Here is a 15,307-nt window from a genome sequence, read left to right as displayed (position 1 = left end):
CTCGCCCGCTGCCATTGCCGTGCAGAGGGATAGACCTTGCCCCGCAGACAGGAGGAACGCGCATGGGCACAGGATCGGCAGCAGAACTGGCAGGCAAGGTCGCAGTGGTGACCGGAGCCTCACGCGGGCTGGGCAAGGCGATTGCGACGCTGTTCGCGGCCGAGGGCGCGCGGGTGGTGCTGATCGACCTGAAACCGCACTGGGCGCAAGCCGCCGCTGCCGATATCGGGCATGACGCGATCGGGTTGGGCGCGGACGTCTCCGACCGGGCGGCGATCACCGCCGCGCTTGATGCCGCCGCGCGCGAGTGCGGGCGGATCGATGTGCTGGTCAACAATGCGATGTGGAACAGCTATGACCTGATCCCCGACATCACGCCCGAGATCTTCAATCGCATGACGGGCGTGGGTCTGGGCGGGATCGTGTGGGGGATCCAGGCCGCTCTGCCGCATATGCAGAGCGGCGGGTCGATCATCAATATCGGCTCGATGGCCGGGCGGCTGGGGAGCGCGGGCGCGCTGCTTTATGCCGCGGTCAAGGCCGGGGTCGACGGGCTGACCCGCTCGGCCTCGGTCGAGCTGGGTGCGCGCGGGATCAGGGTCAACGCCATCGCACCCTCGACCGTGGCGACCGAGGGGGTGATGGCGATCCTCAGCCCGGAACAGCTGGAGCGGCGCATCAGCCAGACCCCGATGGCGCGGCTCGGCACGGCGGACGACATCGCCCAGACCGCCCTGTGGCTGGCAGGCGCGCGCTCGGGCTTCGTGACCGGGCAATCGCTCGCAGTCGATGGGGGGATCGGCCACACGCTGCAACGCTAGCCCCTAAATCGCCCTTATGATTTTTGGGCGGGCATAGGCTCCGCACGTTGCCCAAAGCCGCCGCCCGGCGCGATGACACAGCGTCGGTTGGACCATCACAGGATTGCCGGAATGCAGTCGAAACGGGCGCGATTGCCCGTGCGCCATCGTGCGCCCTGCGTCCGGCACGCTCGAAGAGAAAGAAAAGGGGAACGGGGATGAAAAGGAACACAGGGCTGCGAGTGGCCGCAGGTATTGGCGCAAGTCTGGTGGCACTCGCCGCCAGCAGCGCGGCTGTTGCACAGGATCAGGCGGAAGCAACCGAGGACGAATCCGCCTTCGGTACTATCGTGGTGACCGCCACCAAGAAGGCCAATGCGCAGGACGTGCAGTCCGTGCCGCTGGCGGTGACCGCCTTCGGGGCCGAACAGCTGGCTGACCAGCACGTGCGCACGCTCGACAATCTCGGCTTCAGCGTGCCCAACGTGCAGCTTGATGACGTCGGCACCGCGCCCGGCTTTGCCAACTTCTCGATCCGTGGGCTGGGCATCAACTCCTCGATCCCCTCGATTGACCCGACCGTGGGCGTGTTCGTCGACGGGGTGTATATGGGCATCAGCGCGGGCATCCTGTTCGACACCTTCGACCTTGAAGGCGTCGAAGTGCTGCGCGGCCCGCAAGGCTTGCTGTTCGGACGCAATGTCACCGGCGGCGCGGTCGTGGTGCGCACCTCCACGCCCGACACCTCGGGCGAACTGAAGGTCGAAGGCCGGGTGGCGCTGGAAACCGGCCTCAACAAGATCGTCAGCGGTGTCGTTTCGGCCCCGCTGATCGAGGACAAGCTCGCCGCCAAGATCGCCGTCTATTACAACGACGATGATGGCTGGTTCACCAACCAGTTCAACGGCAACAAGGACTTTGGCGCGGCCGAGACCCTGATCCTGCGCGGCGCGCTGAACTTCACGCCCACCGATACGGTGCAGATCATCGGCCGTTATGAACGCGGGCGCGTGCGCGGCGATGGCGCTGTGGTGAGCAATTTCGGGCTGTTCCGGCGCGAAAGCTTCGGCATCAGCGTCAATGACGAAGGCGTCACCCGCAACGACTGGAACCAGGCGACGCTTGAGGTCAACATCGACACAGGCTTTGGCAACGGCAAGATCACCAACATCCTGGCCTACCGCGATTTCAGCGGCTTCGTTTCGAGCGACATCGATTCCTCGCCAAACTTCACCTTCCACGCCGACACCCTGACCCGGCAGGACCAGTGGAGCAACGAACTGCGCTATGCCGGCAGCTTCGGCGCCTTCGATGTGACGACCGGCGTCTACTACTTCACGCAGAACATCGACTATATCGAACTGCGCAAGCTGGCAGGCGGTGCACTGCGCATTTCGGGCGGGGGCAAGCAGGACCAGAAGACGCTCGGCGTGTTTGCATCGGCCGACTGGCACCTGACCGACAGCCTCACCCTCAGCGGGGGTCTGCGTTATTCGTGGGAGGACAAGGCGGTGCAGGTGCAGAACCTGCAGGGCAATCTGTGCGATCCGGTGGGGACGCGCACCTGTTCCAGCTATGGCTTCAATGACGAGGAAAGCTGGCAGGATCCGACCTTCCGCGTCGGCGCGCAGTGGGAGCCGACGGCCGACACCCTGTTCTACGGCTTCTTCGCGCGCGGTTTCCGCAGCGGCGGCTATAACTTCCGCAATGGCAATCCGGCGGAAGATCCCGGCCCGTTCGATGCCGAAAAGCAGAACTCGTGGGAAATCGGCGTCAAGCATGACTTCGGCGATCTGCTGCGCCTCAATGTCGCGGCCTTCCACAACACCATCTTCGGGCTGCAGCGCGAGATCATCCTGCCGGTTCTGCCGCTTGGCACGACGCAGGTGATCCGCAACTCGGCCGACCTTCGCTTGCAGGGGATCGAGGCCGAAGCCGTGCTGCGGATCGGCGAGCACCTCACCATCAACGGCCAGCTTGGCTACACCGATGCCAAGTACAAGAAGATCTTCTTCGACCTGACCGGCGACCGGGTAATCAACGCCCGTGACTTTGCGCTCAAGCCGCCCCGGCTGGCACCCTGGACCTATGGCGCCAGCCTCAACTTCGCGCATGACACCAGCGGCGGTGCGGAGGTGACCGCGCGATTGGGCTATGCCCACCGCGATGCCGCCTGGTCGAACGACAACAACACCGGGCTGCTCAGCGCAGGCGACATGGTCGATGCCAACCTCGCCATCGAAGCCCCGAGCAGGCAGTGGAAGTTGTCGATCTATGGGCAGAACCTGCTCAATGACCAGACCGAGGGCAACGTCTCGCCGCTGCCGTTCTTTGCCGGATCGACCTTCTCGTCGATCAACAAGGGCCGGGTGCTCGGAGCGGAAGTGACCTTCCGCTACTAGGTGCCTGCTGCCAGCGGGCCGCCGCCGCTCTCTCGCGGCGGCCCGCGCCTCCGCTTGCCGTGAACCCCTTGCGAACCTTTCGGAAACCCAATCCCATGACCAGCACCGCCCAGACCCAGCGCACCCCCGTTACCCTGACTGTCGATGCGCTGGTGGTCGGCGCGGGGTTCGGCGGGATGTACGCCCTCCACCGCCTGCGCGAGATGGGCCTGTCGGTGGTCGGGGTGGAGACCGGCGATAATGTCGGCGGGGTATGGTACTGGAACCGCTATCCGGGCGCACGCTGCGACCTGATGTGCGTCGATTACAGCTACGGCTTTTCGGACGAGATCCAGCAGGAATGGACCTGGAGCGAGCAGTTCGCCGCCCAGCCCGAAATCCTCGCCTATGCCAATTTCGTCGCCGACAAGCTCGATCTGCGGCGCGACTATCTGTTCGAGACCCGCGTCGAAAGTGCAGTGTGGGACGAGGGCGCGGGCAAATGGCAGGCGACCACCAACCGCGGCGACCACATCACCGCGACCTATTGCATCATGGCGACCGGGCCGCTGTCGGTGCCGAAAGACCCCGAGTTCCCCGGCCTTGCCGACTTCAAGGGCGAATTGCTGCGCGCGGCGAAATGGCCGCACACCCCGGTCAGCTTTGCTGGCAAGCGCGTCGGGCTGGTCGGCACCGGATCATCGGGCATCCAGATCGTGCCGGTGGTGGCCGAGGAGGCCGCCGAGCTCCACGTCTTCCAGCGCACCCCCAGCTTCACCATGCCGATGCGCAACACCGCGCTCGAGCCCGAATATGTCGTGGAACTGAAGCGCAACTATCAGGCGATCCGCGCTGTCGCCCGCGCCAGCCATCTGGGCGGCGTGCGCCCGGTGACTTCGCGCCCCTTCTTCTCGATCACCCCGGCCCAGCGCAAGCAGGTGATGGAGGACGGCTGGGCGCGCGGGGGGCTCGATTTCCTCGGGTTGTTCTCCGACCTGCTCACCAATCCCGAAGCCAACGAGCATGTGGCGGAGTTCGTGCGCGGCAAGATCGGCGAGACGGTGAAGGATCCAGTGGTGGCCGAAAAGCTGAAGCCGCGCGGCTACCCGATCTTCGCGCGGCGGCCGTGCCTCGACACCAATTACTACGAGAGCTTCAACCTGCCGCACGTCCACCTTCAGGACTGCCTCGAACACCCGATCGAGCGGGTGACGGAGAAGGGTATCCTGACCAGCGCGGGCGAGGTGGAGCTGGACACGCTGATCCTCGCCACGGGCTATGACGGGCTGTCGGGCGCGCTGATGGCCTTCGATGTGCGCGGGCGTGATGGCGCGTCGGTGCGCGACAAGTGGGCCGGGGGCGCGCGCTCCTATCTCGGGCTGATGATGGCGGGCTTCCCCAACCTGTTCATGGTGTGCGGCCCCAACGGCCCGGCGGCGCTTGCCAACATCGTTACCCTTGACGAGCAAAACGTGAACTGGATCTGCGCCCTCATCGACCATATGCGCGCGAGCGGCATCCGCACCGCCGAACCGACGCAGGAGGCCCAGGATGACTGGATGGAGCAGGTCTTCGCGCTTGCCGAACTCACGCTCGTCTCCAAGGCGAACACCTGGTACACCGGCACCAATGTCGACGGAAAGCCGCGCGGCCTGATCATGTATACCGGCGGGTTCATGCGCTACAACGAGGCCTGCAATGCGGCTGTGCAGAGCGGCTATGCAAGCTTGCGGTTTGGCCGGGAGCTGGTCGGGGCCGCCTGAGGCAGCCCCGCACAGTCCCGCGGTCAGGCGGCGTCGCGCAGGCCTTCGAATTCGTGCAACGCAGCGGCCTGCTGACGGGCCTTGAAAGCGGCGATGGCCTCTTCCATGATCTCGAGAATGTCCTGCTTGGCCCGCGCGATGCGGTCGGCCATCCCGCCGACCCCGATCGCCAGCGGCGTGCCATAGAGGCAGGCATCAAGCGGCATCGCGATCGAGGAGACCTCGGGGGTCGGGCGTTTGGGCACATAGGCGTGCCCGACCTCGCGGGTCCAGCGCACCTCGCGCATCAGCGTCTCGAAACTCGGCAGATCCGCGCCCCCCAGCCCATAGTGGCGGGTGTAGCGATAGATCTTGTCGACTTCGCGCTGGCGCATCCGGCTCATCAGGGCGATCCCCGATGAGGAGTCCGCCATCAGCCGCATCGTCCCCTCGTTCGGCGCCATCTTGAATTCATGATCCGGCGTTTTGAGGACAATATACTGAATATACAGATCGTTCTGCGCTACCAGCCCGACGGTTTCGTCGGTGCGGCGCTGAACCTCGTCCACCAGAGAGATCAACCCGCCCTCGCGGTACATGGCCTGCGGCAACCAGCTGCCCAGCGCCGAAACCCGCATGGTCGGCAGGTAGGTCATGTTGGCGCGGTTGTAGTTGAGGTATCCCATCACGACCATCGACTTGAGCAGATTGGTCGCGCTCGACTGCGGATAGCCCAAGGCCTTGTAGATTTCGTTGAGCCGCAGCGGGCGGCGCTCTTCCATGAACAGCTCGAGGACTTCCAGTGTCCGCGACGCCGATTTCACCTTTGTCCGTTGCATCATGCTCTCCCACTGATGCCCCGCTCTCGTGTCGGGTGACGGACAAGACAGTGTAAGAAAGTGGCGGGACTCGCAACGGCACCGCCTACAATATCACATCCATGATAGCCCCGAAGCGCGCAGCGCGAGGGGGTCGCCTGACTGGGCGGTATGTCGAGGGCGGTGTTGATGGCGGAGCGCGTACCCTCGCCACGCGTGCAACTTCTAAAGAATGGCAACAAACGGCTTGAGAGTCGCGCCTGCCACCGCTCTTTTCATGCCAGGCGAATTGAACGCCAGCGTCACTGCGCCGCAGCGGTCAATCGCGATCACCCCGCCATCGCCGCGCTGGCGCGCGACCTCTGCCAGCATCGCATCGCAGGCCTCGTCGAGGCTCGCCCCGCCATAGGCGATGCGCGCAGCGATGTCCCGCGCGCCGCCAGCGTAGATGAAGGCCTCGCCAATGCCGGTGCAACTGACCGCGATGTCGCCGTCCGCCCAGTTGCCGATCCCGGTGAGCGCGGTATCGCCGACGCGCCCGGCGCGCTTGCCGAACAGGCCGCCGGTCGAGGTCGCGGCGGCCAGCCGACCCTTCCGGTCCATCGCCACCGCGCCGACTGTGCCGTGGGCAAGGCCGCTGTCGAGCTGGAGGAGTTCCTCCGCTTCGACCCCCACGGGCAATCGGTAATGGGCGGCGCTGTCGGTGACCAGCGCCAAACCCTGCTCCTCCGCCAGGCGCCGCGCGCCTGCGCCTGCGATCAGCACATGGGGCGTGTGTTCGAGCACCGCACGCGCCGCGCTGATAGGGTGGACAAGGCCCACCGCCGCGCACACGCCGCCGGCGCGTATCCGTGCGCCGTCCATGATCGCGGCGTCGCATTCGACCTCACCCCGGTCATTGGGGGCGGACCCGCGCCCGGCGACATAAAGCCCGCTCGCCTCCATCGCCGCGACCGCGTGTTCGACCACGTCGATTGCGCTTGCTCCGCCTGCCAGCCGCGCCTCACAGTCCCGCACCAGCGCGCCAAGATGCACCTCGACCTCGCGATAGTCGCGGTTGGGGTGGACGCCTGCTCCGCCGTGCAATGCGATCACGTGGGGGTGCGGCATCAATCGGTGGCCTTTCTGATGGCAAGGGTGATCGGGGTGATGTCGAAGGCGACGCCTTCGATCGTGTAGCGGGCGCGGCCTTGCGCATCGCGGCCCCACCACCCGCGCGCCGCGCCGGTCTTGGCGAAACGGTAGGTGACGCCCTCAAGGCCAGCAAAGGAGTGGCGTTCGGTCACGCTGGCAGCGGCGTTGTCCAGCAATCCCTCCCCCACGACACCAGCAAGCGATTGGTCGCCATAGGCCATGCCGCCGCCTGCGAGCAGCGGGCGTTCGACGTATTCGCGCCCCGCCGTGGGCTTGCGGACAGCGGCGGGGGTGACCCCCGGCTCGGCAAGATCGATGCGGTCGCCCGCGCCCGCCAGCCCGAGCCTCAGCCCTGCGATCCCGATCCGCTGACCGGGGGTTCGCTGCGCCGTTCGGGCGTCGAGCAGAGTGACATAACCCCTGCCCTTCACCTGCGCGCGGCCATCGCCGAGGCTGACGATCAGCGCGGTGTCCTCATCAATCCCGAGGCCGATGCGCTGCGGCTGATCGGGGTCGGTGATCGCCACCGCCAGCCGCCCGAGCCGCGCGCGCTCACCGAAATGCTGATCGACCAGCGCGCCTTTCAGGAACCCGAGCCCGCGCGTCAGTTCAAGCGGTTCGCCGCCCGCATTGGCCAGCAGCGCGCCCAGGCTGTCGCCCTGGCCGATCATCCCTTCGCTCATGATCGCTGCCCCGGCCGAGGTGCCGCCGACCACGGCGCCCGCCGCCAGCCGTCGCCGGATCGCGGCGAGCATCGGGGTGTCGCGGCCGTCCGCCTCCAGCAATGTGGCGATGATGCGCGCCTGATCGCCGCCCAGAAACCAGATCGCGCCCGCCCGCTCGACCGCAGCGATTTCGGCCGGATCATGCGCATTGCCGGCCCATGTGCTCTCGTCGACATCGGGCGTGCCGGGGTCATCGACCATTGCGAGGCGCACGGTCACGATGTCCTCTGGCATCGCGCCATGCCGTTCAAGCGCCCGCGTCGCCGCGCGCGAGGAGGCGCCGGCTTCGCCCGAGGCGGCGGGGATAATTGCAATGGCGGGCGCACCTTCGGGCCGGGCCGCGAGCAACGCGCCGTAAATCTCCGCGTTGGCCGGATCGAGCCCGCCGCCGACAATCACCAGCGTGCCCCCGTCGGCCTGCGCCGCGTCAGTGCCCGCTACCAGAGCCAGACCCGCCAGAATGAACCGCGCCAGCATCAATATCCTCCAAGATGAGCGGCGATCATCACCGCGCTCGACAGGGCAATCAGCCCCAGCACCGGCCGCCAGATGAAGGCCAGCCACTCGCCAAACCCGATCCGCGCTGCCGCAAGGCAGGCCATCAGCACGGCCGAGGTCGGATTGACCAGATCGGTGAACCCGTCCCCCAGCTGGAACGCCAGAACCGCCGTTTGGCGGGTGACGCCCGACAGGTCGGCCAGCGGGGCCATGATCGGCATGGTGACGCTCGCCTGCCCCGATCCCGAGGCGATGAACAGATTGATGAGGCTTTGCACCATATACATGGCCCAGGCGGTCAGCCATTCGGGCATGGCGGCGGTCAGATTGCCGAGCGCGGCCAGCAGGCTGTTGAGCAGGGAGACCTGCGCAGGGTCATCTCCGCCCAGGATCAGCAGGATACCCTTGGCCGCGCCCACGACCAGCGCAGCGGGAAGCAATTGTGCAGCGCCCTCGCGGAAGGCGTCGACCATCGCGTGCACGCGCGCACCAGCGATCCCGCCGAAGTGGGCGATCAGCGCGGTGACGATGCCGACAGCAAAGAACTGCGCGGCGATTTCGGGCAGGTAGTAGCCGCGGGTCGAAACACCCCACGCGACCCAGCCCACCCCGGCGATCACAGTCAGCAGCACCAGCTTGTGAGCGAAAGTGAACGCCATCGCCGGAGCCTCTGCCGCCGCTTCGCCCAGCGTCCCGATCCGCTCCCGCCGCCCAAGCCGCACCGCGCGGGCATGACGCGCCACAAACAGCGCGGCGGCGAGGGTGAAGCCCAGCCACAGCACCGCGCGCACCTCCAGCCCCGACATGGGCGCAAGGCCGGCAATGCTCTGCGCAACGATCACGCTGAAGGGGTTCATCCAGCTCGTTGCAAAGCCGATCTGGCTCGCGCCGTAACACACCAGCACCGCCGTCACTGCGTCATAGCCCGCACGGGTGAGCGCAGGCGCAAGCAGCAGGGTCAGCGCAATCGATTCCTCCGACATCCCGAACACCGCGCCCGCCAGCGAAAAGGCGATGCACAGCGCGATGATCAGCGTCTCGTTGCGCGCCTTGCCGCCGGGCAGGGCGGATTGCAGCGCGGCGTCGATCGCGCCGGTCTTCATCACCATCCCGAACACGCCGCCCAGCACGATGATGAAGGCCATGAGGCCAATGGCAGCCGAATTGCGGTCTCCCGTCACCAACCCTGCAAACAGGAAATCGATGAAGCCGGTGCGCTCCTCCCCGCCCATGATCGGCGCGGGGCTTGGCCCGGCGGCGGCGGTGAAGCTGCCCGGCACGATCCGCGCCGGATCACCCGCCAGCGCGAACTGGCCCGGTGTGAACAGCCAGGTCGCCGCCCACCCCAGCGCGGCGAGCGTGAACAGGATCAGCAGCGTATCGGGCATCTGCCAGCGTTTCGCCGGGGGCAGTGCGGGATCGTCAGTCATGCATTCTCCTCGTCGCGCCGCCCCGGGCCCTGCGCGCCCTTGACGCGCAAGGCCCGGGTGGTGCGACCCTCACCGTGGCTCAGAACCGCGTCACGATGCTGACCGTGGCAAACCGACCGATAAGGTCGTGATTGAACAGGTCGACATTGGACGACGAACCGAGCACCAGCGGGGGATCCTCGTCAAGCACGTTGCGCACCGCCAGCTGGACGAAGCTGTCTTCGGCGAAATCGTAGCTGACGGTGAAATCGACGGTGATGTAATCATCGACGAAATAGTCCTGCCCGCGCGGAAGGCCGAGGGCGTCGAGCGTCCGGTTGGCCGGATCGTCGCGGTAGCCGCTGGTGTAGAACCCGGCGACGCTCGCGCGCCATTCATCCTTGCGCCAGCGCAGGCGGGCCGCGCCGATCCAGTCGGGGAAGAGGTAATCCCCCGCCAGCCGTTCAACCGGGCTGGAGGGCGACGCCTGCCGGTCGAAGTTGAGGATGTGGGTGACGTCCGCGGTCAGCGTGAACAACCCGAGCGGCCCTTCGGGGAAGCGGTGGGTGTAGGCCACATCGATCCCGTCGGTCTTCTGGAAGCCGAGATTGGTGATCTGGAAATGCGCGTCCGACACAAAGCCGTTGGTCACTTCCAGCCCCGGCGAACCGGTCGGCAACAGGCCGGAACCGACCACCGGGAATTCGCCCGCCAGCGCGCGGCGGATGAAATCATCCTCGTCGATGCCGACCAGATTCTCGTGCCGGATGTTCCAGTAATCGACCAGCAGTTCGATCGCATTGTTCGGCTGGAACACCACCCCGCCGCCGAAGCTGCGGGCGTTTTCGGCTTCGAGGTTGGTGTTGCCGACGTCCTCGGACAACAGCGCCTGCCCGGTGGCGTTGGCGTTGTTGTTGCAGGCCTGCGGCGTGGCCCGGCAATCGACCCGGTAGGACGACAGCAGCACGCCCGCCCCGCTTTGCGCCAGCGAAGGCGCGCGGAAGCTGGTCGAGTAATTGCCGCGCACCGCGAGCCATTCCACCGGCTGCCAGCGTGCGGCGATCTTGGGATTGAAGTCGCCGCCGAAGCCCTGGAAGTCGTCGTAACGTCCGGCCAGTTGCAGGTTGAAGGTCTCGGTCACCGGGACGTAGAACTCCCCGAACACGGACCAGTTGTTGCGCGTGGCATTGGCGCTGGTGGACGAGAAGCCAAGGATCGGATCAGGGTTGGTCGGGGTTGCGACCGCGAGGCCCGAGGGCACATCGCTCAGCGTTTCGCGGCGGAATTCGCCGCCGAACGCGGCCTTGACCGGGCCGGCGGGCAGATCGAGCACCGTGCCGCTGACGAAGCCATCCAGCGCATAGAGCCGCGACTTACCGCGCCGTTCGGCCTCCGTTTCCAGCAGGTCGAGCACGCCGTCGGCCTGTTCGGTCTGGCCGCCGAACGGGTTGTACCACAGGGTCGATTTGCCCGCGTCCTCGCAAGTGTCACCCACGAAGCGTGCACTTGGCCGGGCGGCGTTCACCGTCCAGCGATTCACCCGGCTGCCGTCGGTGCAGATATTGCCGAGGTTGAGATCGAAGAACGCACCCGAACGGTACAGGCCCGATGTCCCGCGCTGCACCCGGTCATTGCCGCCGAACAGGAAGGCGACATCGAAGTCCCAATCGCCGGTCAGATCGCCCTTGAGACCGGAGGTGATCCGGTAGCTGTCGGATTCGACCTCAACCCCGCGCGGTTCGGGCACCTTGCCCCAGGCGAAGATCGGGAAGCCGAAGAACTCGCTGAAGTCGTCCACCCCGGCTTCATCGATGATGTCCTGCTGGAGCGCGGCGGGCCAGAACGGGTTTTCGGGATCGACCGGCGCGCGGCTGAAATTCGCCGGGCTGCTGACCCCGCGTGACCGGACGCGCTGGTAGATGACGTCGTTGTACCATGTCAGACCATCGGTGATGCGGAACTGGTGGGTGAACAACCCGCCCAGCGTTTCCAGCCGGTCATTGGCGGAAACAAAGGCGTTGTTGTTGACCTCGCAGAACTCGCCGAGGTTGCCGACCCCGAAATTCTCGGGCGCGCAGCCGCCGTTGCCCGGGCCTTCGGTCTGGTCGTTGGTCTGGAGGAACAGATCGTTGAAGCTCGGGAAGAAGCCCTGCTGGCTCGGGCTGAAGCTGTTGCGGCTGATCGCCCGGTCGCGCAGGAAGAAGGGATTGCGGCGGAAATAATCGACCACCAGCATCACCGAATTGCGCTCGCCCAGCTGGGCGCCGAACACGCCCGAGATGTTGAAGCGGCCTTCGTCTGTCCCGGCGGTCGAATTGCCGTAGGAGCCTGACAGCTCCAGCCCTTCGAAATCCTCGCGCAGCACAAAGTTGACGACCCCCGCCACGGCGTCCGCCCCGTAAATCGCCGATGCGCCGGACGGCAGCACCTCGACCCGCTCGATCGCGGCCAGAGGAATGGAGCTTGCATCAATGAAGCTCTCCTGCCCGCGCGCAAACGCGCTGATTTGCGCCCGCCGCCCGTTGATGAGCGTCAGGGTGGAGGAGGCACCAAGCCCGCGCAGCGACACCGCCGAAGCGCCGACCGGCGTGTCGGAGGACAGCGCACCGGCGGTCGCGGTCGAGAAGGTCTGGCCGCCGCCGCTGGTGACGGGCAGGTCTTGCAGCACTTCAATAATGGTGCCTGCGCCCGACTGGACGATATCGTCGCGCGTCACGGACAGCGTCTGCACCGGGCCGTCCTTGGGCAGGCCGGCAATGCGGCTGCCGGTGACGGTGATGGCCTGGCCCTCTTGAGCGGCCTGTTCCTCGGTTGTGGTAACATCAGCCACGGCGTCGGCGGGCTGCGCCGTGGCCTGGGCCAGAGCAGGCGTGGCAACGCCGGCGAGCAGAATGGAGGCGACGCACAGTGCGCCGCGGTAAAGCGGTGTTTGAAACGACATAAGGTGAACCCCCTGAAACCCTCAGGCGCGGCACGCGGCCGCGAGGCGAATCAGCGGAATGAAGCCCGGATCTGTGATGTAGAGCAGCGCGGCAGTGAAAGCCGCCAAGCGCTGTGATCAGTCCGCGCCTATCCCGCGCGGCAAGGAATCACTCGTTGAACCAGTCGGTGAGGTGATACTCGACCGACCGGCGCACGGTCACTTGACCGCCGAAGGGACAGAAAAACAAGCCACCCATCACATGATCATGTCACGGATACTCGTAGGACGCAAGATTCTTACGAACCGCCTGCAATCAGGCGCAATGGTGTACAATCACCCCCCCGCTTGGCCCGGGATGGCCAGTTTTCTGTCGCAGGGTTGGCGATCCCGTTTTCCGTTTGCAGGTAAGACTTGCCGCTACCATTGACGTTTACCCGCCTTCAGCAATTTGCTGCTTCTTGCAGGGCTTACCAATTTGCGCACGGGGTCAGCCACCAGAGGCCAGCTGTGGCGTCTCGTCTGAAATGGCGGCTCTTGCGGCCCGAACTTGCAATACCCGCCATTCGCGGCCCGAGTTGGGGAGTGTCGGCTGCCGATCCAGACCCGGTCGTCCGCGGCAGCCGCCATGGATGTCCAGTCAGCTTTGCGCCTTGATCTCGGTCATTCGACCATTCGCGCGCGATCCCCGAAGACGGCCATGGATGATCTGTCGCAGTTGTGGGAGCCTGTATAGACCGGCGAGAGCACAGGATTTGACAGAAATTGGGTGGGGAGCGAACGCTCAATTCGTACTTCCACAAGCGTTTGGCCGGTGACAGAATGGTACATGCTTGTCAGTCCTTGACGCGCTTGGGTGCAAGATGATGATAATCGTAGGAAAAGCCCGTTTGCTCGGACGCCGCGGCAATTCTCATCGCGCTGATTTCTCCCCGCTCGTCGGTAATGAAGGTCACCACCGCATCGGCATCGAGACTGCGATCCGGCCATTGAGCCCGAAGTGATTGAGCGCATCAATATGCGTGCCCATGTCGCCTGTTTGATCGCCAGCGCGAAGGCTATTCCGCGACACCGGCCGGTGAAGCGATGATCGCCTTTGCGCAGGAGATGGATCGCGGCATTATCGCGCTCGAACGGCGGCTTGCCGGCGAGGATCTGCGCCCCGCTGGAACAGTCCGCCTGGCCACCACCGATACCCTGCTCCCGCTGCTTGTGGCACTCGTCCCGCAGTTGACGGCGCTTTATCCTGATATCCGGCTTGAACTGGTCACAGCGACACAGATGGCAAACCTCACGCGGCGCGATGCCGATCTTGCCTTGCGAGCGACCGCCGCTCCCGAACCGCATCTGGTGGGCCGCAAGCTCGCGCCGATCGGTTTTGCCGTCTATGCTGCAAGAGCATACATTGAACAGGCAGGCAGTGCCGAGCTTGACGGCGATCATGCGTGGGTCGGGCTTGATGAAACCCTTGCGCACACCGCTGCCTACAGATGGCTCGAAAGCCATGTTCCGCCTTCGCGCACCCGGCTGGTGATGTCATCGCTCAGCGGCGTGCTTCTGGCAGCAAGGCAAGGCAAGGCAAGGCAATGGCCTGGCGCTGCTGCCTTGCTACATGGCCGATCCCGCAAGCGATCTTGTGCGATGCAGCCCCGTCTTGCCCGAAGTATCCAGCGCGCTGTGGCTGCTGGTGCACAGTGATCTGCGCAAAGTCGCCCGCATCCGCGCCGTGATGGATTTCCTCGCACAGGCGCTCAGCGAGCGGTCGGACAGCTTTTCAGGGCAACCGAATTGCTTTGATAGCGGCGCACGCGGATAACCTCGCGGCGGGCGCGCCTGCCGATGTAACATCTACGCATTTTGTCAGATGACCGTCTCCGTCGGAGCGTCTGCTCCGCGGACTCAGGCGCTTGCGTCATGACCTGGATTGCTTGTGTGCAGCGCTCGCGAGACAAGAGTTTGCGGGCCAAAGCATCCAGCAAGAATGGTTCGTCCGAGCGTGAACGAGCCTGCGAAGCGTTACCAGTCGTGTGCGGATGTCCGGCAAAGAGACCACTCCTGCCGGTAAGCGATGACTGCCGTTCGGGCTCGATGTCAGCTTCTGGCAAAACCAGTCATTCGACATACGATTTCCTAATGACCGCTAAGCCCCAAACTCGGCCATTGAGGGCAGGCCTATCGTCGTTCGCCGGAATGATCTGTCATCAAGCATAAGGCGCGAGGTTAATGCGGGCAGGGGCCGACATGGCTACGGGTGCCGGACCTGCGGCGATTTGATGTTGCGAAGCTCGGGCGGGGTGACTGACTGAAGGCGATCCATGCAGCCTAACAGTTGCCGACCTCCGGTTTGCAGCCACCTGGTCAATCAAAACTGATTTGCCGGCCACGCGCAAAATGCCTCGTCGTTTCAAAGGGCTCAGTGCGCTTCACTCGGATCTGATTGGCAGATTTCGGCAGAGAGAAATGCGCCGCCATGCCGCTCGACCCAAACAAACCTCGTATCGGGGGGCGTTTACGGGAGCCGGCCACTCTTGAGAGGAAAGATTCAAGATTTTCAAAGGCCGGTGGCGGAGCAGGAGGGATTCGAACCCTCGATACGGTTTTGCCGTATACACACTTTCCAGGCGTGCGCCTTCGACCACTCGGCCACTGCTCCGTCGCGCGTTTTTGTCGCGCTACCGCTGCGCTGCTTGAGCGCGATTTGCGGCAAGCCCGGCCCCTAGCGGCGAACGGATCGCTTCGCAAGGCGTGGCGGTTTGGGGGCGGGCGGGAATCGTGGTAAAGGAGTCGCACAGGCAACGCGCTGCGCGGATACGGCATTCCCTGCGAACGCGGCCTCGAAAGCCCCTTTCTGCCTGCCTGGCGTGCGGAAAGGGGTTTTTG

At 65.3% G+C, this 15,307-nt stretch carries 9 protein-coding genes and 1 tRNA gene; 4 read left to right on the top strand and 6 right to left on the bottom strand.

Annotated elements, in window-relative coordinates; genetic code table 11:
- Nucleotides 1-62 precede the first annotated feature (62 nt).
- The 3 genes from PS060_RS09340 (at nucleotide 63) to PS060_RS09330 (ending at nucleotide 4,944) form a co-directional block, all read left to right on the top strand.
- The gene (locus PS060_RS09340; RefSeq protein WP_273982665.1) at nucleotides 63-821 is read left to right on the top strand and encodes an SDR family NAD(P)-dependent oxidoreductase; all 759 of its coding nucleotides are present in this window, start codon (nucleotides 63-65) and stop codon (nucleotides 819-821) included.
- 221 nt (nucleotides 822-1,042) lie between these two features.
- Nucleotides 1,043-3,202 (top strand): TonB-dependent receptor, encoded by a 2,160-nt coding sequence (locus PS060_RS09335; RefSeq protein ID WP_273982664.1) that lies wholly within the window; start codon nucleotides 1,043-1,045, stop codon nucleotides 3,200-3,202.
- A gap of 95 nt (nucleotides 3,203-3,297) precedes the next feature.
- Nucleotides 3,298-4,944, top strand: coding sequence for a flavin-containing monooxygenase (locus PS060_RS09330; RefSeq protein ID WP_273982662.1), 1,647 nt, complete (start codon nucleotides 3,298-3,300; stop codon nucleotides 4,942-4,944).
- Nucleotides 4,945-4,967: 23 nt separating this feature from the next.
- Here PS060_RS09330 and PS060_RS09325 read toward each other — a convergent pair whose 3' ends face one another.
- The 5 genes from PS060_RS09325 to PS060_RS09305 form a co-directional block, all read right to left on the bottom strand.
- Nucleotides 4,968-5,765 (bottom strand): IclR family transcriptional regulator, encoded by a 798-nt coding sequence (locus PS060_RS09325; protein ID WP_273982660.1) that lies wholly within the window; start codon nucleotides 5,763-5,765, stop codon nucleotides 4,968-4,970.
- A gap of 201 nt (nucleotides 5,766-5,966) precedes the next feature.
- Nucleotides 5,967-6,851, bottom strand: a complete 885-nt coding sequence (locus PS060_RS09320) for an isoaspartyl peptidase/L-asparaginase family protein (protein WP_273982659.1) — start codon at nucleotides 6,849-6,851, stop codon at nucleotides 5,967-5,969.
- Nucleotides 6,851-8,077 (bottom strand): cyanophycinase, encoded by a 1,227-nt coding sequence (locus PS060_RS09315; protein WP_273982658.1) that lies wholly within the window; start codon nucleotides 8,075-8,077, stop codon nucleotides 6,851-6,853. Before PS060_RS09315 ends, PS060_RS09320 begins: the two co-directional genes overlap by 1 nt.
- The gene (gene yfcC, locus PS060_RS09310) at nucleotides 8,077-9,528 is read right to left on the bottom strand and encodes a putative basic amino acid antiporter YfcC (protein ID WP_273982657.1); all 1,452 of its coding nucleotides are present in this window, start codon (nucleotides 9,526-9,528) and stop codon (nucleotides 8,077-8,079) included. Before yfcC ends, PS060_RS09315 begins: the two co-directional genes overlap by 1 nt.
- Nucleotides 9,529-9,607: 79 nt before the next feature.
- Complete coding sequence (locus tag PS060_RS09305) at nucleotides 9,608-12,448, bottom strand: TonB-dependent receptor plug domain-containing protein (RefSeq protein WP_273982656.1); 2,841 nt, start codon at nucleotides 12,446-12,448, stop codon at nucleotides 9,608-9,610.
- Nucleotides 12,449-13,534: 1,086 nt separating this feature from the next.
- On the opposite strand from PS060_RS09305, the gene PS060_RS09300 reads away from it, so the two are divergent.
- Nucleotides 13,535-14,125, top strand: a complete 591-nt coding sequence (locus PS060_RS09300) for a LysR substrate-binding domain-containing protein (protein WP_273982654.1) — start codon at nucleotides 13,535-13,537, stop codon at nucleotides 14,123-14,125.
- 864 nt (nucleotides 14,126-14,989) lie between these two features.
- On the opposite strand, the gene PS060_RS09295 is transcribed toward PS060_RS09300, so the two are convergent.
- Nucleotides 14,990-15,080 (bottom strand) — tRNA-Ser (locus tag PS060_RS09295).
- Nucleotides 15,081-15,307 lie beyond the last annotated feature (227 nt).

This window comes from Erythrobacter sp. BLCC-B19 (genome assembly GCF_028621955.1).
In the GTDB taxonomy this organism is placed as follows: domain Bacteria; phylum Pseudomonadota; class Alphaproteobacteria; order Sphingomonadales; family Sphingomonadaceae; genus Erythrobacter.
The sequence above is the reverse complement of the archived record's forward strand: the minus strand, read 5'-3'. Positions and strand labels throughout refer to the sequence as shown.